Origin of the sequence: Sporosarcina sp. P34, assembly GCF_002743375.1 — a bacterium.
GTDB lineage: Bacteria > Bacillota > Bacilli > Bacillales_A > Planococcaceae > Sporosarcina.
This window is the reverse complement of the sequence record NZ_PDZC01000003.1, coordinates 28,765-49,156: the sequence shown is the minus strand read 5'-3', so window position 1 is coordinate 49,156 and position 20,392 is coordinate 28,765. Positions and strand designations below refer to the sequence as shown.

Below are 20,392 nucleotides of genomic sequence, written 5' to 3'. Positions count from 1 at the left end.
TTATCTCCTCCGCCTATTCTTGCTCATTCTTTAATCAATTACCCTTTATCGTCCTTTATCACACTTGGAAACCATTATACAGTTCAATTCACGTTACTTTCCTACGTACATACTATATATCAGTACACAGGAAAGGTCGGATAAAAGTGATTTTAAATAATCCTCATTACGCTGCAGATTTAAATACTAGTCCCTTCTTCAAGAAAAATGAAAAGAACTTTATTAATATTTTGAGCAGCAAGCAATTAAACACGTTGGATAATGTGTCGATGTTGGATATCTTTCTTAGTAGAGATCACGTCATAGAACCCCATTATCATCCAAATGCTTCCGAGCTGACCTACTGCGTTTCAGGCTCTGCTACTATTTCTATTATGAATATTGACACGAAACTTTTTCAACATTATACGATTACAGCTGGTCAAGTCGTTAATATTCCACAAGGCTGGTGGCATTACCAAATTGCACATACCGATGATACACATCTGCAAGGTATATTTAACGCAAATACTCCAGAGGTCGTCTTAGGTTCTGATATTCTGACTGCTACGCCAACTGACGTTTTTGCTTACTCTTATGGGATAGATGAACAACAATGGGCAACCGCTGTGAAGGATATTTCCCCTACGCAATTAATAGGCCCACCAACAGATTAAGCATTTACACATAGCGTCAGTAGCATTCCCTAGAATTCATATAATACTCCCTTCATCCTCTGTGCCATGAAAGAGAAAAACTCTAACTAGAAGTGACCCACTTCCGTTAGAGCTTCAACTGTCAAACTTATTTTACGAAAAATCCTGCGACTCGTTGCTGTTCATCCAATGTAATAGTGTATACTCTATTGTCCTCTTTGTATTTCGTGGCAATGGTTGCAACAAAGTATTGCTCTTTTTTGGTAACAGACTCTTTTTCAAAACCGACGAATTCACCGGATTCCTTTACAATATCGGCTACTTCTTGTAATTGCTCTACAGATAACGCATCTTTCATCGTTGCGTCAAACATCGTACGCATTTCATCAAATTTCTCTTCGTTGAATAGCGTGATCGCCTCTTTCGATTTCTTAATATACTCTGTAGCAGCAGATTCGTCGACCTTATTTTTCCCACATGCTGCGAGTAGGAAAACCGTTGCCAAGGCTAGTATAACTAGTTTTTTCATGCTCTAACTTCCTTCCGTTGATAGATAAAAACAAGCCTCCATAAAGTGATTCAATCTTTTCTACGCATATACTTGAATTAATGATTAGCGAAAGAGTGTTTCGGTTTAATTGGCAGCCATCGCAAACCTTTTCCCATAACGGATTTACAAGATCTAGTGCTTTAACAAAGCCCGGCTGCTCGAGTTTGACTATGTAAAAATGTCCATGCACCTTTCCATATGTCCTAGGAGAGAAACATTCGAAATACTTCCGTATCTTAGACATATTCTTTTATTGCATCCAGCACAATCTGTTCTTTAATTTGATAATGAGTGGCTTGCCAGATAGCTCGCTGATCTTTTAAAATCAATAGTTGTGGGATTTCGCGAGGAACACCTATATCTGATTCAATAGCCGCTGAAAGCTTTTTACTCACCTGTGTAATGACGATGTAAATGGGTAATTCCGTTCGAAGTCCATCCAATTCTTTTTTTGCTGCTAAACTACTAATAGACGTCATGCTCGATTTAAACAACAGAAATGGTTGCTCGTCTGACTTTTCAAGCAATTCCCGCCACTCGTCGATCTTTTTTATTCTTTTCATTTTATATTCTCTCCTTGTATACAAAAATCTTGAAATATACTAGTCCTTCTATTCTATACAGCGTACTGAACTGATTCCTCTTTTTTGCTTAATTATCTCCCTCATTCAACAGCAAAAGCCCCCACTTTTATAAGTGAGGGCCAGTATTTTGACAGTACATTTTTAAATATAACCATTGATTCGTGACTTGTCTTCTTCACTAATTTCTTCTTTTAAATCCTCGATACTTTCTGCCCTACGTTCATTTTTCTTCTTAATCTGTTCGAACTCCTTGCCCTCTGCAAACTTCATTGCATCTTCTGCTGCCTCCATATTACTAATTGTCTTCTTCAGTCGTACTTTGTTATCGGCAGAATCATTCGGTTTTGGATAGTTTTTCGCCATCATATACACTCCTTTTTGAAGTTTTCTTTCTATATGATAGCTTTCCCGTATCTAAATGAACTATACAACGTTCAAGTCAAACCAATCACTCATCATTGCGTATATTTTTATCTAAGCTATCAAATGCTTGCTGCAACGGTACTTTTAATGCGGGTGCTAACGTTTTTGCATATTGTGCAGTAATATGGTTATCATCACGATAGACAATGATATTCCCGATAACAGGATAACAAGTTGTCTCATCACAAAATGAATCTGTTAAGTCTGCAAAAAACACATTCGATGGAATTCCTTCTGTCACTTTCCACGGCGTTTCCTTTGCTATTGCTTGATCTCTTGGTACTGAACAGTCCAATGGATCTTCTGACTGTTCAAGGCAGACCGGAATAATTTCTTGCATACGTGGATTATCCCGTATCGCAAAAATGGTAGTAATGCCTTCAAGCTTTTTCCACTGATTAATAAATCCCCGAGGTACTTTTGGACGCTTGTTCACTGTCGCTGTTGTGAAAACTACGTCAGGTGGATCATCTAGTAACATATCCATTAAATTATGATTCCAAGGAATACAAGCTTTCGTTAAGTGTCCTTTAGGATCTTCGTCAGTAAATCGGCAACCATCATGACTATATAAATCGATTTTAAAATTCATTTCTTCCGCCAATTCTATTAAAGCCGGGAACCAATGACCTGAATGTGAACCACCAACGAGTGCCAATGTGAAGTCAAAGTCCTTCAATACACCATAAGAACATTTTCTGACTTCCGTTAGATTAGCCGACTGGCATTCCAAATCATTATAAAATACCGGAAGATCTGTTTTGATTTCTGAAGGTGCTGGGATGAGGTCTGTATAAGATAAGCTTTTCATCTCATACTCTTTTGATTGAGCACCAGGGTAATCTCGTTCCTGAACAATATCCGAATTAGCAGTTGCCTTTTCAATGTAAGCTGAAATAGAGAATATTGAACTACATGCAAGTACTACCATAGTAGACAATACAAAAATTAGTTTCCCTTTCTTCTGATTTCCACTTATTTTTTGAATAGGTTTTTCTAACAATTTAGTAGAAATCATGGACAACACAAAGGTCGCCATCAGTAGTAATATCCCATCTTCTATAGGCACGGTTTCTGTTTCCATATAAGATTGATAGAAAATCAGCAACGGCCAATGCCATAAATACACACCATATGTAAGACTACCGAGATAGATCAGAGGCTTTGTCGATAAAAATCGATTGACACCATATATCGTTATACTTTCAGAGGCGACTAATATTAGTAATACTCCGCTAATAGGAATCAAAGCCAAATAGCCAGGAAATACAGTGGATACCGGGAATAAAAATCCAGTAAGTCCAATAACCGCAAGGCCTAGCCATCCTAAAATCACACTCCATCTTTTATTGAAAAACAGATAGGGCGATAGTAAAGCAAAAATCCCACCCATACTAAATTCCCATATCCTCGTGAACGTATTGAAGTATGCAAAAGGCTGGTTGACATCTGTTTGATAGATGGAAAAAGTAAGAGAACTTATACATACTACGATAAGCGAACCGAGTAACGTCTTATATACAGGGGTTTTCAAAAGCTTTCGTGCAATATAATAAATAAATGCTAGCAAAATAGGCCAGATGAGATAAAATTGACCTTGCACACTGAGTGACCAAAAATGTTGAAATGGACTAGGTAAATTATCTTGCGCCAAATAATCGATAGAATCTAATGCTAGCCGCCAGTTTTCAAAATAAAACGTGGAAGCCATCATATGCCTGATGATTTCTCCCCATTCAAATTTCGGCAGAAGAATCACCGCAAAAATCCCTGTGAATATTAACACTACTGTAGCTTGAGGTAATAGCCTTCTCGTTAAGCTCAGAGTATATTCGACAAAATTCACTGATCCCGTTCGTTCGATTCGCGCGATAATGGATAACGTCATCAAATAGCCTGAAATAACGAAAAACACGTCGATTCCACCAGACACCCTACCAAACCATATATGATAAATGGCGATCAATAACGTTGCGACCGTCCGTACCCCTTCTATTTCGGGTCTAAATCTTTTAGTAGGTAACTTTAGATCCGACATAACTTCCTCCATTACATATGCTGTTTAATTTTAAATGCATTCCATACTATATCATAAAAGTGTAGAAACGATCATTCATTTTTAATTCATATTATGTAATTTTGACAAGTAGTCATGTATGTATTGTTAAATACTTCATTAAAAAATACCTATATCTTTCTGGTAATTTACTTCCACAATACGAGAAAGAACAGAAATCCACATATGGAATTCTGTTCTTTCTTTATATAAATCTTTCTATCACTTCGCTTTAAATGCATCTTGCAAATAATAATAAGATTTCTTCAATCGTTCTTCATACATCGGAACTTGCCAATTATCCCATGTATAACTTTTCATTGAATCCAACTTCATGTCATGAAGCGCAGGAAATGACTCTAGTACCTTGCCATCTTTTGATGTTAATACCGCTCCAATAAATAGTTCCTCAATGTGAATGCTTGTTTTGGTACCATCCGCCAACAAATTCTCGATAAACTCTTTTGTACTTGGATCTTTTGCTTGTAACAACATCCACGGAATACGTAGCTCCACCATGCCATCACGCATATGGTAATCTGCTAATGAGTCATAATCAGTCGAGTCGGGATCGCCATTTCCTTCCCGAAGTTTTCCGGTTTCATAAGAACTGAATGGAATCGTCCGTTTTTCATTTGCGACAAAATATTCTTTATTTAATGCGTACTGCATAGGAATGAATTGATTCGTTCGATCTTTCATTTCCTTTTTTGGAATATACCCTACATCTTTACCGTAGTCATGGTGGAACAGATCATAATGAGGATCAATCAACATTCGTGATTTGACGCCGTTAATTTTCGCAATGAACTCTAGTCCATTGCTAAATTGTATATCCTTTATTCTACTAGCGCGTGTATTTCCACGTCCTGGTATCGTGTCAAAGAGAATATTTACGACGTCCGTTGCACCTATTTTGGATTCATCATAATCTATCCGAATGTACAAGAAAGTTTCGTCATGATCTACATACATTTTCTCAAGCGTACCTTGCTTGTTCGTATACATCGGTTCTCCTGTCCATTCCTCTTCATATCCCGCAACTTTTATTTTCAACGGATCAAAGCTGAGCAGACCGAACTTTTGTTCATTTGTCTGTGTGTTAGACCAGAAAGGACGACGGTCTGGATTATCATATTCTGCTGTGTTCCATGTTCGTTTAAACCATTCATCTTGCCATGAAAATACTAGTGCACCCATTAAATTCTCATGCAATATATCTTCATATAAATGCGTCAATATTTTACCTTGTTGGTCTTCCGATATAAAACCTTGGTTCCATCCAAACGGATTTTCATGTGCTTTTCCTCTCGAGGCAGGAATTCCAAATTCTGAAATCAGAATCGGTATTCGATGTGCTTCATGTAAATCTTTTAAATAGCCAGCGTAGTTATTCTTCTGGCCTCGGAAATCGATATACTCACGATACTTTCTTTCATAGTTCAAAAAGTCAGGATAATATGGATATACATGATAGGAAGCAAATTGACCCGCCTTATCCATTTCCCCTTTAGTGTAGAGTAGATTTGGATTAACGGCTACCATATCTTCCTGACTAGATGACTCAGACGGATGTGTTAACATATCTGTTGTAACCCAGTTGACGAAGCTCATCGGTCGAATTTGCTGGTAGTTACTCACTTCATGCGAGACTAGGATATCCATTTGCTCCGCCAGCCAATATTCGAACGCTGCAGCACCTTTTGTTTCAAAATACTTTCCATTATATTCTCCTAGATCAGAATGTAACTTATTCGTGTTCTCGACCATGAATGGATACCATTCGATTCCAATCATCCATGCTGTGACCCATTGAGAAATATCCGCATCGTACACACCAGATGCATGACCGGGACGAGGTGGTACAGTAGCATTTCCGTGAATGACATCGACAAGTTGAACCATTTCTTTTTGGAAGTCTTTCAAATTCTCTTTTTCAAAAGCATCCAAGGACTCTTCCAATTTTTCTTCATTAATCCATACACCATGCATGACATATATAGGTGTATCGTGTACATCATTATACGCTTTTAATGCGTGATAAAAGTCAGGTGGATGAAGTGTGTAGACGCGTATAGTATTGGCGTTCATTTCGCCAATGGCTTCGAACCATCTGTAATATTCTTCTTCTGTGATGGCAGCTTCTCCAGGAAATGCTCCCGGTTTTCCCATTCCAATATTTACGCCCTTCACACTCATCGGAGTCCACTTTCCTTCTGATAGAACCTCCAAATACTTTCCATTCATTCGTGATGTCATCTGTACTCCGTCATGCTTCGATTCTTTAACATCCTTTGCCTCTACCTGACCGAACTTAGCTAGGACCCCTTGCATCATAGGTACATAAGCTGACCAGAAGAATGTTTTCTCAGGAGATCTTTGAAGCGTTGCATAAACTCTCGCTATTCCTTTTACTTGATATATAGATGGGATATTTTTCACACTATTGAAATCGCCAGAAAAATACATGCTCTCCGAAACACCGGATGTGTGACGAATTACTGCATCGAATTGAGTAGGGATTCCATTTTCATCTAACACCTTTTTTCCTTTTTCGGTAAGATTCCAATCATACACCGCTAATGATTCGCCTTGCTCCGCAGTTACAATATCGAACCAAGAATGGAAACGATGCGAACCTGTGACGTTTAACCGTTGCGTACCGATGTCCGTAAATGTTAGCTGAATACCTTCATTTGAAAATTCTTCATTTTTTTTCAATGCAAGAACTTTCCCTGTAGTATCATTCATTAACAGAAAACCAGGTCCACTATACGTCCACTCTGCTAATTGTTCGGAAATAATGCTTTGCAATTCTGCATTTTTTTGCGGATCAAGTTCTTCTATATAACGACCTTTCCAACCAGAAAACTTTAATCCCATTCGATCTTCAACACGTGTACGTACTATTTCTGAAGTGGGGGCAGAAAACGAATTATACTCCGCTATAAACAACGAAGGCTTTTTTGAATTAAGTCTTTTCAATATTCGTTGCCACTCTACTTCTTTTAGTCCGCCATGATCATCCGCGTAAGCTGCAAGCACAGGATCTTTCTTTTCTACTGTAGTTTCATCGATACTGTCTGTATTTGCCAAGTAAATGATATCTTTTTCCATATAATCTTGTGGGAGTGGATTTAACTCAGAAATACCCTTTCCTTGTACTACTGTGAATCCCCCATAATAGTCACGCGCTGGATCAAAAGATTTGTTATGCGAAGCTTTTACTTTTGCATAGTTCAATACCCAACTAACCCCAAGATGTTTTGTATGTAAATTTTCCACTGCTGATTTATCTATAATGGCTACTTTCATCGGTTGATTGTCTTTCAAAAACCATAATCCTACAGGTACACTGAGTAAAAATACCAAAATTATCACAACTACTACTAACCTCTTCATACGCAGCCCCCTTCCACTAGTACATATTTATTCTATTGTCTCAAAAATAGTTCTAATCAATTATTCACTTCGTAGAAAAACAAGTGTAATTAGCACCACTTTTTTATTATTTCCAACAATTATAGCATATTATAATACTTTATCACTAGCACTTTTCAATAGAGTCATCATAACAAATGCTTGAACGCTTACGCAAAATTTATCTATGGTGATATGTAAAGAAGGCGATGATGCAAAAAATGAAGTGCCCCAAATGTCTATATCATTGGGGCATTTCATATCGGTTTCAGGAGCTAGTACAATCGAAATCAGGTGGATCTTGAAGTGATTGGGTAGATTACACTGGGATTTGCCAATCTACCAATTGACTGAATAAAAATGTGAAGCGGGATCTACTAGTGATGAAGTATTCCCCCTTTACTTTTCACTTTTCCATATCGTCTATGATCCAAGGAACCGCATGAAGCAGATCTGGATATATTGCATCGGCTAGTGGATCTGTTGTACCTAGGAAGACGGTTTTAGTACCTGCTCTCTTTCCCGCAATAATGTCAGTATCTGTATCGCCTATCATATATGACGCGGATAAGTTTACATTATATTTCTTAGCAAGATTTTCTATCAGTTTACTGTGCGGCTTTCGGCAATCACAACCAGACTTCGGCTTATGCGGACAATAAGTGACTTCGTCAACTATCGCACCTTCCTTTGCGAGCTCTGCTATCATATGATCATGAATGGCTTTCAGTGTGGATTCTTTCATATAACCAAGACCGACACCGCCTTGATTCGTTACAACGAATATATAATCAAACCATTGATTCAATTGCTTAATCGCTTCTGCTACTCCAGGTAAAAAATATAATTGGCTAGGTTCATTCACAAATTTCACTCGATTTGTTAACACTTCATTGATCACACCGTCCCGATCTAGAAATACAGCTTTTTTCATGTTGGCTTTCCCCCTTAAGAAATGATCATATTACCTTTATATTGTCCCCATTATATGCTTTTAAACGTAGTGTCACTGGCTTCATGTGAACGTTTTAATTTCGTTAATCGTCGGAGCAATTTCACTCACCTTTTTAGCTATATTGCACGCTGTAAGAATGTTGGGCATTGCGATGATCATGATGCCTTCCACTACACTAGATTTAAATCAGCTGCCAAATCACTTAATTTCTCATGGCACAGCAATGAATAATACATTCCGACAAATTTCAGGATCCCTCGAAACTGCGGCACTTGTTACAGTCATGATCACTTCTGATTAAGAATCCACAACAACAAACTAGGAAAGCAGCAGAATAATTATATAAAAAAAGCATATTCACAATGTGAATATGCTCTCGTTTATTTGGACAAATCGATTTTTTTATTCAATGTATATATAATAACTCCGCCAATTGTCATCGATAATAATTCACCGATACCCGCTGTCAGCCAAGTAGCCCAGAATGGGAAACCAAGCAAAATCGTCAATTGAGCAGCAATTGCGCACATAGACAATGCAAACACAATAGCAGTGATCACCATTTTGACGATATCATTTTTAATTTTCTTTGTCAGCGCACGACATATTAATAATGCGATTAACGTAGCCATAGAGCCAATCGGCACATCCAAAATCCAAGTGGGTGACATGAAGTTTGCGAACATGACACCTAGCGTGACACCGATCACGTATCGTTTATTATACAAAGCCAGATAATTGAACATCTCTGACAAACGCAGTTGGATTGCGCCAAAACTGATAACCGCAAACACGAACGTCACCGCCACATACAAGGCTGCGACAAGAGCTGTTTTGGTCAGTTCATTCACCGTACTCTTACTCTTAGGTGAATCTTTTACATAAGACATACTCATTTTATTTTCTCCTTTATGAAACAGCCTAGTTGCTATTCCAGTAATAACTACGACCAAAGGAAGAAAGAGCCTATCGCTCGATCAAAAGTGTCGTAGTGCAAACAGAATTTGCTTGCTTCGGTATTATAACAGAGTTCCCTATAATACAAAAGCTTTATTTTGCTGTCCATCCTCCATCAATCGGAACAACCGTCCCATGGATATAATCAGCCGCTGAACTCGCTAAGTATAACGTTAAGCTCGCGACTTCACTCGGCTGTGCCCAGCGCCCTGCAGGTGTTTCCTCTGCTACCCACTTTGCCATTTCACCGTCTCCAGCGAAATCCGCTTGGTTCATCGGCGTCTGAATTGCGCCTGGTGCAATCGCATTCGCACGAATTCCCTCACGGCAGTAATCCATGTCCAGTTGCTTTGTATAACCGATAATGGCATGTTTGGATGCCGTATAGGCTGCCCCGCCACCACCGGCTACAAGACCTGCAATGGATGCCATATTGACAATGATACCTGACTTGCGCGCGAGCATATGTGGCAATATTTCATTCGTCATAAAATAGGTACCTTTAACATTCGTATCCATGATTTTATCCCATAATGCTTCATCAGTATCCAAAGTTTTCGCAAAACCGTCCAGTACACCTGCTGTGTTTAATAAAATGTCTATTTCACCAAATACTTCACAAGCTTCCTTCACCGCGTGTGCTACATCGTCCTTTACACTAATACTGCCTATCGTATAGGCAAACTGCGATGGATACTCTTGTTGTAATTTCGGGAGATCTCCTTCATTTATATCAAACGCAAAGACATTCGCTCCATTCTCTAAAAATGCTATAGCTTGTGCTTGTCCAATACCTGAAGCTCCACCAGTCACTAGAACGGTCTTCCCTGTATATTCTTCAAATTTCATAATATCCTCCTAAATAAAAAAGCCCATGATGGCTCATGAGCTTCGATTCATTGTATTATTCTACGATTACCCAATCCTCTGCAAGTAAGTCACAGACAGTTGGTGTGAACATTGTGTATCCTTCACCCGTTACATCAATCACGAAATAGGGATTTAACTTCTTGCCGTCCAGTACACTCTCTCCTACTAGTTTCACGTATAATTCCGCTCCACCCCAGTTGCTACGGATTACTTTCTCTCCAGCTTTCAAACGTGGCAATATTTCTTCAAATGTCATGTATATCCATCCTTTATCACTATAATCATTCGGACAAGTTTATCGGGAAAAGTATACTTGATTATGATCATTTTTACAACTCGAGATCATTGCAACCATCCTATTGAGCAGAATGAATGTACCTTCTACTTTAAGTTACTAACTGTTTAACTTGCCATATCTCACATTCCATGATAAATTGAACAATAGAAAATTTCATTACGGAATTAACATGTATAACCTCGATAATATGGTTCGAGGGTCTCTACCAGGAACCGTTAAATCCTGATTACAAAATCATTTTTGTAATCGGGATTTTTCTATTCAAAAAAACTGTGTAGAGGCACTAGTAGGAGGAATTGTTTTGGATTTACGTGTTTTATTATTGGCAGTATCCGCTATTACTGTTGGACTTGTAGAATTGGTGGTCGGCGGAATTTTGCCCGTCATTGCTGATGATTTAAATGTTTCAATCGCAACAGCCGGACAACTAATTACGGTATTCGCTCTCGTATACGCGGTAGCGGGACCTGTATTATTATCGCTAACCGCGAAAGTAGAACGCAAGAAATTGTATTTACTCACGCTTTTTGTATTTTTATTAGGAAACATTCTGACATATTTTAGTCCAACATTCGGTTTAATGATGGCAGCCCGTGTTTTGACAGCTGCAAGTGCGGCACTTGTCATTGTGCTGTCGCTAACCATTACAGCGCGTATGGTCGAGCCTAGAATTCGGGCAAAGTCACTTGGCTATATTTATATGGGAATCAGTTCTTCACTTGTACTCGGTGTACCGATTGGGATTGTCATAACAAACGCTTTTGGATGGCGAACTGTATTCCTAGGTATTTCACTCTTGACGGTCGGTTCAATTGTATTGATTTCCAAGTTTCTAGAGAAGATTCCTACTGGCGAAGTGCAGCCGCTTTCCGTTCAAATTAAAGCATTGGCGAATAAAAAGATTTTCTTTGCTCATATGGCAACGATGTTCATGCTCGCAGGTCATTATACTGTGTATGCATATTTTACACCGTTCCTAGAGACCACGATGCAATTGAGTGCATATTGGATTAGTGTATTCTACTTCTTATTTGGACTAGCGGCAGTGGCAGGTGGAGCATTTGGCGGTGAACTGGCAACCCGTCTTGGTTCCAAGAAAAGTATTTTACTCATTCTGGGTGCATTCGCGACTAGTTTATTCGTCCTGCCTTACTCTACATTCTCGATTCCACTATTCATCATCTTCATGATGGTTTGGGGCGGATTGAGCTGGGCATTGGCGCCAGCACAACAAGATTATATTATTCAAAGTGATCCGGTTACATCCGACGTCCACCAGAGTTTCAACAACTCGGCGTTGCAAGTCGGAATCGCGCTTGGTTCTGGTGTCGGTGGCATCGTGTATAGCCAGACGGGCACTGTGATGAACATGCCCGCTGTCGGCGGTATACTTGTCATCATCGCATTCATTTGTGCGGCTATCTCGTTATCGATGACTAGAAAGACTCGTCAGGCTACCGGTTAATCATGTAGAATGGAGTGAACTCGTTACAGAGTTCACTCTATTTTTTTATGAAACGAGGGATGATTATGGTCGGCTTGCTACTGGATATCGTCATTCTACTTGCATTTTTTGTGTACGGTATCGCACTTTGGCAAGGGAAAGGTGCATCTTTACTTTCAGGCTACAATACGATGCCCATGGAGAAAAAGATGCAGATCAATGAACGTGCGTTATGCAAATTCATGGCGAAGATTATGTTCACTTTAAGTTTTTGTGTCGGATTGTTCGCAGTTAGTGAACTGCTGAAGAATGATATATATTTTATAGTGGGGCTATCACTTTTCGTGGCAGTACTAGGGTTTACATTGATTTATGTGAACACGGGAAATCGATTTAAAAAATAAAACGCTGCGTTTTTTCTAATGTTTTGACACCTCGCCAATTTGCTCCATCATGTCCAATACACTTTTTAGGAATGCGTCGATCTCACTCATATGTTCTTCAGTTAATTTTGGTTTAAAATGAATGTTAATTCGGTTCATGAACCCTGGCTCTGTTTGTTCATGACGGAAGTTGAGTGTTTGTGTGTAACTTACGTCGTTTTCCCATACAGTACGAAGAATACACGCAATCTCTTCACATTCTTTATCTACATCTTGAATACATGTGCGGACGAGCAATGTAAGCATACAGCCCGGATCCGTGCCTTTGATTTCAAGTATTTCATCCGCCAAATCCTTGAGTGATGAATGTAACGTAAGATCGACGAGGACAGACGGATACCCAACTTTTGAAAATCGAATAGTAAGTTCCCTAGCCATCATCGCTAAATCCAATTGATCACTACGATGTAAAATATGGATCTTTTGTTCTAAGTTGTCCAAGTCATATAGATGGTTCTCAAATGCAACCTTTAAGTTTTCAAATACGGTTGGATCGTACATGGCATGGCCTCCTAATTTCTCGTATGTATAGGTTGAAAAGATTTAGCCACTATAGATATAAACTAGGAAAGGAAGGTATGTAGATGACAAACAAAGATGCGACGCTTGCGGAATTGAGTACCGATGATTTACATGCACTGAATCGCTTGGAAGATAAATTAGGTGTGACACTTATTGCGTATGAAAACGTTACACCAGCAAAAATGAAGTAAGGATGAAGTGGTACTTTCTATTACAGAAAGTACCTTTTCATTAAGTAAAATGTAGTTTAAACACAAACTGTTGCTAATATTTTTTGAATATCATAAATAGCTTTATCTTTTCTAAACTGTTTTTCAATCTGCGGAGTCAGTGAGCTTGATATCCAGATTTTCAATTCGGCATCCATATCAAAAGTACCTGCAGTTTCTACACTATAATGGGAGATGCTTTTAAATGGCACCGAATGGTATTCCACTTTCTTTCCTGTGATCCCTTGCTTATCTACTAGTATTAATCGCGTTTTCGTAAATACAATTAAATCGCGAACTAGCTTAAACGCAGCTTCCACTTCTTCACCTTCCGCCAAAATCAATTCCAGTTCTTTCTCCACTTCTTCATTGTTTACGACAGAGGCATTCCCTAAGAGTCCATCAAACAATCCCATGTAGTTATTCCCCATTTCGATAGTATTTTGTCCTCAACATTCCCACATAGTTAAAAATTCCTTCATACTTTATATTGCAAAATTTCCCCAATCTATACAAATGTATGCATCTTACATAGTTTACCATGTTGCAGTAAGATTGGATATAAAGAGTTAAAAGCTGGCCACGCTTTGTCAAGTGATGACATAGTGCGGCCAGCCGTTACTAATTATATAATTTGATATCAAGCAGGCTTCTTTCTCAACATGCCGGCAATTAAGCCTGTAATGACCGAACCAATAATGATGGCACATGCATACAGTAGAATCTTACTGATTCCACCTTCGACGAGTCCCATGACGAAGATTCCTCCGTGAGGTGCACGTAAGGCGATATCAAATGCCATCGTTAATGCACCTGTAGTCGCAGCCCCAATTACCGAAGCCGGAATAACTCGCAATGGATCAGCAGCGGCAAACGGAATGACACCTTCCGTTATGAAGCAAGCACCGAGCACATACGCCGTTTTCCCTGCTTCACGCTCAGTCTTTGTATAGCGATTTTTAAATAATGTAGTCGCGATCGCCATACCAAGCGGTGGCACCATTCCACCAGCCATTACTGCAGCGATAAATTGGAAGTTCTGTGCGTCAAGCATGGCAATACCAAATGTGTATGCCGCTTTATTGACCGGACCGCCCATATCGACAGCCATCATTCCTCCGATGACTAACCCTACCAAAATTTGATTCGTACCGCCCATCCCTTCAAGGAAGGCGGAAAATCCTGTGTATAGCTTGGCCAATTGTGGATTGATAAGTAACATAATTAATCCTGTCGCCGCAATACTGAAAACGGGATAAAATAGCACGGGTTTTAATCCCTCTAGTGAATTAGGTAAACGAGCAAATAGTTTTTTAACGAGTAAAGTAATATACCCTGCTAAAAATCCTGCAATGAGACCGCCTAAAAATCCTGATCCGCTACCTACTCCATCTACGCCTGAAACGGTGATCGCAATCAGACCCCCTATCATACCGGGAGCAAAACCAGGACGATCGGCTATACTAGATGCTATGAAACCGGCCAATACAGGGACCATTAGGAAGAATGCTTTTCCGCCACCAATAGTATTAAGCATAGCAGCAAAGGCATTGTATTCAGGACTATCTGGATTGGAAGATTCGATTCCCCAGAAGAAAGAGAGCGCTATCAAAATTCCTCCACCGACGACGAACGGCAGCATATTTGATACACCATTCATCAAATGCTTATAAAATCCACTCTTCTTTTCACTCGATGATGTATCTTCCTGACCTTTTTCTACCTGATAAATCGGTGCATCTTTTTTAATCGCCCTATCGAGTAATGTATCCGTTTCATAAATAGCATCTCCAACTTTCGTCTGGATCACATGTTTTCCAGCGAAACGTGCCATCTCCACTTTCGTATCTGCTGCCACAATAATGGCATCCGCTTCTGCTATTTCTGCATCTGTCAATCTATTCTTCACACCCGATGAACCGTTTGTTTCTACTTTTAATGAAAGGCCACGTTCTTTTGCTCTCTCATTCAATTTTTCGGCAGCCATATACGTATGCGCAATTCCCGTCGGACAAGCCGTAACCGCTAGCAAACGTACCGTTGATTTCTCTTCTTCGTTGGTTTGTACTTCTTCTGTTACCTCTTCATCTAACTCCGACTCTTTATCATTAACCGCTTGCAATACGTCCGCGGCTGTTTGTGCAGACAGAATTTTATCTCGGAATGAAGTATCCATCAAAAATGTCGCTAATCTAGACAGTGCGTCTAAATGGTCGTCGTTTGCCCCTTCACTCGCTGCAATCATGAAAAACAATTGTGCCGGTTGGTTGTCGAGCGAATCAAAGTCTACACCTTCTATAGAACGGCCAAATGCGATAGCAGGTGTCTGAACAGCGGCTGACTTCGCGTGTGGAATAGCGATTCCTTCGCCAATACCCGTTGTACTCTGACTTTCGCGATGCAGAATATCCTTCGTGAACTGTTCTTTGTCACGTAATTTCCCTGCGTCATGTAACTGCTGAATCAGTTCGGATAAAACCGTTTCCTTCGATTTAGATTGTAAATGAAGGTTGATTGTATCCTCTGTCAATAACTGTGTGATTTTCATAGAATAGCACCTCTTCCTATAGTTTCGTAATGATCACTTGACTCAATAAAGACTCAACATCTTCCTTTTCACATAAATCGGACTGGAAAGCGGTGGCACTTCCGCTCGCAACTCCATATCTAAAAGCGTTGCCCGCATGTCCTTCTTTGGAGTAGGATGCAATAAAACCTGATACTAGTGAATCTCCCGCACCTACCGAATTGACGAGCTTACCTTTTGGTGCAGCGGCTGCCAATGTTTCGTTAGCTGATACATAGAGCGCTCCTTCTTTACCCATCGATATCACCACATGTTGAACACCTTCACTTACTAGTTTTTTGGCATAACCAACTGCTTCCTGTTTACTATGAATGGGCTTACCAACCAATTCCCCAAGTTCCTGTTCATTCGGCTTGATTAAGAATGGCTTAGTTACTTCCATGATCTGTTTTAAAGCAGGTCCTGATGTATCCACTACAAGCTTGACTTTATTTTTTTCACACAGTGCGGCAAGTTCAGATAAGAATGACGAAGGTAGAGATTCTGGAATTCTTCCTGCAATCACTAACCAGTCATTTTCAGTTAATCGTCCAATTCGCTCAAGAAGATCTTGAATATTTTTTTCATGTAAACTTGGTCCAGGCCCATTTAGCTCCGTTTCATCCGTGGATTTAATTTTCACATTGATTCGGGTAATATCTGCTGTGCGAATAAAATCAGTTTTTATACCTTCTTTTTGTAAAAAGTCCTCAATATAATCGCCTGTGAAGCCTCCAATGAAACCGCATGCTACCGTATCTACACCTAGTCTGTGAACTACCCGTGATACGTTAATGCCTTTTCCACCGGGATAGTAATACACTTCATTTGTACGATTCAGTTCTCCACGCTCAAAATTAGATAAGTAAGCAGTATAGTCTACTGTCGGCATGAATGTACATGTGAAAATCATTTCTGTACCACCTTTACTAATGTTTTATCTTCCAGTTCATTTAGAATATCTTCTGGTATTTCGTCAATAAGCAACACTGCTTCTTCTATAGATAAAAATTTAATGAAACTGTTTCTATTCACTTTGGAATGATCTGCCACTATATAAGTAGTTCTTGATTGCTCTGCTGCCAAACTTTTCACAGTGACCTCATCAGGATCTGGCGTCGAATATCCGTGAACAGGATCAACCCCATTCGTACCCAAAAAACATTTATTGAAATGATATTGTTTCAATGAGTACCTAGCCTGTTGTCCTACAAGTGCGCCTGTCGTAGCTTTGACATAGCCTCCAATTAAATAAGAGGAAATGCCATACTCATTTAGTGATTCCACATGTGTCAGCCCATTTGTTACAACCGTTATATTACGATCTTTTAGAAAAGGTATCATGTGAAACGTAGTTGTCCCCGCATCTAGATAAATGAAGTCCCCATCTTTGACTATACTAGCTGCCAAGGACGCCACTTTTACTTTTTCTGAGAAATATTTTTCCGACTTGGCTGAAATGCTTAGCTCTTGCATATCTCGATCTGGCATTGTGGCCCCACCATGAATACGTTGAAGTTTATTGAGCGTTTCGAGTTCAGTTAAATCTCTTCGAATGGTAGATTCAGATGCGCCGGTTGCCTCTACTAATTCCGTAATCTTCACCGTTTTATGAGTAGCCAATTTATTTAAGATTAATTCATATCGTTCATTTGTCAGCATGCGCAACCCACCTTTTCTCTCAATAACAACATATTACTTGAATTATTCAATAAAATCTATCATAATCATTCATAAGCAATCAAAAACATTCAAAACATTTCATAGGAGGTTATCGTAATGATAAAAAAACAATTCGTATTCAGCAATGGTGAAGGGCTTCACGCACGTCCAGCTGCTCAATTGGTCGCTGTCGCTACTCCTTTCAAATCAGAACTTTCACTTGAATATAAAGAAAAAAAGGTCAATCTAAAATCTATTCTTGGAGTGATGTCACTGGGTGTCGCTGCAGGATCTACTATTACGTTAATTGCAGATGGTGATGATGAAAAAGAAGCAATGAATAAGTTGGAGGAATTATTACGTTCTGAAGGCGCAGAAGACTAATGGAAAAAATCCTTCAGGGCATCGCAGCCTCCAATGGTATTTCTATCGCCAAGGCCTTTCGTCTAGAAAATGCTGAGTTGACTGTACTGAAGGAATCTATTTCAGACGTATCAGCAGAGATAGATCGTCTGCAAATCGCCCTTTCCCATTCCCGATCAGAATTGACGACTATTCAGAAACAGACACAGGAAAAGTTTAGTGATCAGGAGGCAGCCATTTTCAGTGCGCATTTACTAGTTCTCGACGATCCAGAATTACGCGCTGCAATTACAGATATGATTCAAACGCAACACGTAAACGCCGAATATGCGGTACAAGAAGCGGCAAACTTATACGTTTCCATTTTCGAAGCGATGGACGATCCATATATGAGAGAACGTGCTGCTGATATTCGGGATGTGACGAAACGAATCCTTTCCCATTTGCTTGGCGTAAGCATTCAAACACCCGAAGATATTACACAAGAAGTCGTTATCATTGCGGAAGACTTGACACCTTCCCATACTGTTCAACTGAATCCAGAACAGATTAAAGGATTTGTGACGGATATTGGGGGGCCTACTTCTCACTCTGCAATTTTAGCGAGAACATTGGAAATTCCAGCCGTTGTCGGAAGTAAAACGGCAATGGCTACGATTCAAAACGGCGAACTCATTATTGTTGACGGGGAATCCGGGAAAATTATTGTGAACCCTGACGCTGAAACGTTAGTCGCCTATCAAAAAAAGCAACAAACTTTTGCTGAGCAAAAGGCAGAATGGCAATTGCTTGCACATGAACCTACTATTACACTTGATGGTCATCGCGTTGAATTAGCAGGAAATATTGGAACTCCTGATGATGTTGAAAGTGTCTTAAAAAATGGCGGGGAAACCATTGGTTTATTCCGGACGGAGTTTCTTTACATGGAAAAAGAACAATTTCCGACCGAAGATGAACAGTTCGAAGCTTATAAAAGTGTGTTAAAACAAATGAACGGCAGCGCTACTGTTGTTCGAACTCTGGACATTGGTGGAGATAAAGAATTATCTTATTTACAGATACCGCATGAAGCCAATCCATTCTTAGGTTTACGAGCTATTCGCCTATGTCTCGATTATGAAGAGATGTTTAGAACGCAGTTACGGGCGTTATTGCGCGCAAGTATATATGGAAACTTGCGGATCATGTTTCCCATGATCACAACGATAGATGAATTCAGACAAGCAAAAGAAATATTTTTAGACGTCAAACAACAACTCATTAGTGAAAAAGTCGAGGTAAACGAAACGATTCAACTCGGTATTATGGTTGAAACACCGGCTGTGGCTATATTGGCTGATGTCTTTGCCAAGGAAGTAGATTTCTTCTCAATTGGTTCAAATGATTTAATTCAGTATACGATGGCCGCTGATCGGATGAATGAAAACGTATCTTACCTTTACCAACCATATAACCCGTCCATTTTGCGCTTTATTAAATTGATTATTGACGCGGCTCATAAAGAAGGTAAAGCAGTAGGCATGTGTGGAGAAATGGCACGTGATGAAACGGCAATTCCTATATTGCTCGCGATGGGATTAGATGAATTTTCCATGAGTGCATCTTCAATCCTTCGTGCACGTTCACAAATTAAGAACCTGTCTAAGACCGCTTTGGAAAGTCAAATAGATCATATTCTTTCCCTGTCTACCGCGGACGAAGTCTTACAATTCATCAAGAGTTTAGATAACTAATACTACGTAAAGGAGCACTCTTTGAATCTACATGATTCGAAGAGTGCTTTTTAATTTTTCCAACGTCATTTCGTTATGTATAACATGCGCACTTACCTCTTGCTTGGTACCCTTCGCCATTTACATACTATAAAAAAGGAAGTGTCTGGATGGTTGATTGAAATATATCCACTATTTAATTATAAAAATAAATCTCTAAACTATATAATTTTCTTAGGTCGTTACATTATCTCCCAAGTGCTAGATATTCATATACTACGAAGAACAGTGGGAGGTGAATGCTTTGAGAAAGCCAGTTAATTGTAAATGTGATGAGAAGAAGTATTGTCGGAAGCACTGTAAAAAATACTGCTCCCGTTGTAGAAAAGACTTATGCTGTCCGTGCTTTATGGTTCGTTTAGGCGGTCTGCAAAACGGTCTTAACTTTCGTTTGCGCCAAATGGTTTGTTGTGAAGCAGAGTTCCAGTTAAACGATGGTGAAATCGTAAAGGGTACTATTATTTTTGTTGGCTCCAATTTTGTCGAGTTATTCATAAACGGGAAACCGGAAGGGTTATCTATAGACCCTGATTGTACTGATAAGTTAAACGGAACGAAAAGAGGACATCCCATCGGCGAAACATTGTTATTTCCAATCGACAAAATTTCATCTGTAAAGACACTAGGGGGTTGCCCTTCTAAAAACCGTACCAAGTAATA

General features: G+C 39.4%; 22 protein-coding genes and 1 riboswitch. Of the genes, 8 read left to right on the top strand and 14 right to left on the bottom strand.

Annotation, left to right across the window (positions count from 1 at the left end):
• Positions 1-146: 146 nt before the first annotated feature.
• Positions 147-656, top strand: coding sequence for a cupin domain-containing protein (locus CSV63_RS06325; RefSeq protein ID WP_233191974.1), 510 nt, complete (start codon positions 147-149; stop codon positions 654-656).
• A gap of 127 nt (positions 657-783) precedes the next feature.
• Here CSV63_RS06325 and CSV63_RS06320 read toward each other — a convergent pair whose 3' ends face one another.
• From CSV63_RS06320 to CSV63_RS06295, 6 genes are all read right to left on the bottom strand, one after another.
• Complete coding sequence (locus CSV63_RS06320) at positions 784-1,164, bottom strand: DUF3887 domain-containing protein (RefSeq protein ID WP_099695070.1); 381 nt, start codon at positions 1,162-1,164, stop codon at positions 784-786.
• Positions 1,165-1,421: 257 nt separating this feature from the next.
• Entirely contained in the window at positions 1,422-1,748 is a 327-nt protein-coding gene (locus CSV63_RS06315; protein WP_099695069.1) for a monothiol bacilliredoxin BrxC family protein, read from the bottom strand.
• A gap of 162 nt (positions 1,749-1,910) precedes the next feature.
• Positions 1,911-2,132 carry a small, acid-soluble spore protein tlp gene (locus CSV63_RS06310; protein ID WP_099695068.1) on the bottom strand — a complete coding sequence of 74 codons (222 nt, stop codon included), beginning with the start codon at positions 2,130-2,132 and terminating at the stop codon, positions 1,911-1,913.
• Positions 2,133-2,217: 85 nt separating this feature from the next.
• Positions 2,218-4,230: an acyltransferase family protein gene (locus tag CSV63_RS06305; RefSeq protein WP_233191973.1), complete on the bottom strand. Its 2,013-nt coding sequence runs from the start codon at positions 4,228-4,230 to the stop codon at positions 2,218-2,220.
• 240 nt (positions 4,231-4,470) lie between these two features.
• Entirely contained in the window at positions 4,471-7,650 is a 3,180-nt protein-coding gene (locus CSV63_RS06300; protein ID WP_099695066.1) for a hypothetical protein, read from the bottom strand.
• A 424-nt stretch (positions 7,651-8,074) separates the two neighbouring features.
• Positions 8,075-8,602, bottom strand: coding sequence for a D-glycero-alpha-D-manno-heptose-1,7-bisphosphate 7-phosphatase (locus tag CSV63_RS06295; protein ID WP_099695065.1), 528 nt, complete (start codon positions 8,600-8,602; stop codon positions 8,075-8,077).
• A gap of 85 nt (positions 8,603-8,687) precedes the next feature.
• On the opposite strand from CSV63_RS06295, the gene CSV63_RS06290 reads away from it, so the two are divergent.
• Positions 8,688-8,924 carry a hypothetical protein gene (locus CSV63_RS06290; RefSeq protein ID WP_369823801.1) on the top strand — a complete coding sequence of 79 codons (237 nt, stop codon included), beginning with the start codon at positions 8,688-8,690 and terminating at the stop codon, positions 8,922-8,924.
• Between the two features lie 79 nt (positions 8,925-9,003).
• Here the strand turns inward: CSV63_RS06290 and CSV63_RS06285 are convergent, their stop codons facing one another.
• The 3 genes from CSV63_RS06285 to CSV63_RS06275 all read right to left on the bottom strand — a co-directional run bounded on the left by CSV63_RS06285 (position 9,004) and on the right by CSV63_RS06275 (position 10,706).
• Positions 9,004-9,519, bottom strand: a complete 516-nt coding sequence (locus CSV63_RS06285; RefSeq protein WP_099631474.1) for a QueT transporter family protein — start codon at positions 9,517-9,519, stop codon at positions 9,004-9,006.
• 154 nt (positions 9,520-9,673) lie between these two features.
• The gene (locus tag CSV63_RS06280; RefSeq protein ID WP_099695064.1) at positions 9,674-10,429 is read right to left on the bottom strand and encodes a 3-oxoacyl-ACP reductase; all 756 of its coding nucleotides are present in this window, start codon (positions 10,427-10,429) and stop codon (positions 9,674-9,676) included.
• A 55-nt stretch (positions 10,430-10,484) separates the two neighbouring features.
• Positions 10,485-10,706, bottom strand: a complete 222-nt coding sequence (locus tag CSV63_RS06275) for a DUF2829 domain-containing protein (protein WP_099695063.1) — start codon at positions 10,704-10,706, stop codon at positions 10,485-10,487.
• Positions 10,707-10,897: 191 nt separating this feature from the next.
• Positions 10,898-10,997: riboswitch (purine riboswitch) on the top strand.
• A gap of 52 nt (positions 10,998-11,049) precedes the next feature.
• Between CSV63_RS06275 and CSV63_RS06270 the strand changes: the two genes are divergently transcribed.
• Both CSV63_RS06270 and CSV63_RS06265 read left to right on the top strand, forming a co-directional pair.
• Positions 11,050-12,213, top strand: coding sequence for an MFS transporter (locus tag CSV63_RS06270; protein WP_099695062.1), 1,164 nt, complete (start codon positions 11,050-11,052; stop codon positions 12,211-12,213).
• Positions 12,214-12,278: 65 nt separating this feature from the next.
• On the top strand, positions 12,279-12,596 hold the full coding sequence (locus CSV63_RS06265) for a DUF3784 domain-containing protein (RefSeq protein WP_233191972.1): 318 nt from the start codon (positions 12,279-12,281) through the stop codon (positions 12,594-12,596).
• Positions 12,597-12,611: 15 nt separating this feature from the next.
• On the opposite strand, the gene CSV63_RS06260 is transcribed toward CSV63_RS06265, so the two are convergent.
• The gene (locus CSV63_RS06260; RefSeq protein WP_233191971.1) at positions 12,612-13,136 is read right to left on the bottom strand and encodes a hypothetical protein; all 525 of its coding nucleotides are present in this window, start codon (positions 13,134-13,136) and stop codon (positions 12,612-12,614) included.
• Between the two features lie 83 nt (positions 13,137-13,219).
• Between CSV63_RS06260 and CSV63_RS16885 the strand changes: the two genes are divergently transcribed.
• The gene (locus CSV63_RS16885) at positions 13,220-13,348 is read left to right on the top strand and encodes a hypothetical protein (RefSeq protein ID WP_255408914.1); all 129 of its coding nucleotides are present in this window, start codon (positions 13,220-13,222) and stop codon (positions 13,346-13,348) included.
• Between the two features lie 56 nt (positions 13,349-13,404).
• Here the strand turns inward: CSV63_RS16885 and CSV63_RS06255 are convergent, their stop codons facing one another.
• The 4 genes from CSV63_RS06255 to CSV63_RS06240 all read right to left on the bottom strand — a co-directional run bounded on the left by CSV63_RS06255 (position 13,405) and on the right by CSV63_RS06240 (position 17,594).
• On the bottom strand, positions 13,405-13,782 hold the full coding sequence (locus CSV63_RS06255) for a PH domain-containing protein (protein WP_099695059.1): 378 nt from the start codon (positions 13,780-13,782) through the stop codon (positions 13,405-13,407).
• A gap of 224 nt (positions 13,783-14,006) precedes the next feature.
• Positions 14,007-15,914 (bottom strand): PTS fructose transporter subunit IIABC, encoded by a 1,908-nt coding sequence (locus tag CSV63_RS06250; RefSeq protein WP_099695058.1) that lies wholly within the window; start codon positions 15,912-15,914, stop codon positions 14,007-14,009.
• Between the two features lie 16 nt (positions 15,915-15,930).
• Positions 15,931-16,845, bottom strand: coding sequence for a 1-phosphofructokinase (pfkB, locus tag CSV63_RS06245; RefSeq protein ID WP_099695057.1), 915 nt, complete (start codon positions 16,843-16,845; stop codon positions 15,931-15,933).
• Entirely contained in the window at positions 16,842-17,594 is a 753-nt protein-coding gene (locus CSV63_RS06240; protein ID WP_099695056.1) for a DeoR/GlpR family DNA-binding transcription regulator, read from the bottom strand. Before CSV63_RS06240 ends, pfkB begins: the two co-directional genes overlap by 4 nt.
• Before the next feature lie 117 nt (positions 17,595-17,711).
• Here CSV63_RS06240 and CSV63_RS06235 point away from each other — a divergent pair, with 117 nt between their 5' ends.
• The 3 genes from CSV63_RS06235 (at position 17,712) to CSV63_RS06225 (ending at position 20,390) form a co-directional block, all read left to right on the top strand.
• Positions 17,712-17,978, top strand: a complete 267-nt coding sequence (locus CSV63_RS06235; protein WP_099695055.1) for an HPr family phosphocarrier protein — start codon at positions 17,712-17,714, stop codon at positions 17,976-17,978.
• The gene (ptsP, locus tag CSV63_RS06230) at positions 17,978-19,693 is read left to right on the top strand and encodes a phosphoenolpyruvate--protein phosphotransferase (RefSeq protein ID WP_099695054.1); all 1,716 of its coding nucleotides are present in this window, start codon (positions 17,978-17,980) and stop codon (positions 19,691-19,693) included. The genes CSV63_RS06235 and ptsP overlap by 1 nt, the downstream gene beginning before the upstream one ends.
• 283 nt (positions 19,694-19,976) lie before the next feature.
• Positions 19,977-20,390, top strand: a complete 414-nt coding sequence (locus tag CSV63_RS06225) for a hypothetical protein (RefSeq protein WP_099695053.1) — start codon at positions 19,977-19,979, stop codon at positions 20,388-20,390.
• Positions 20,391-20,392 lie beyond the last annotated feature (2 nt).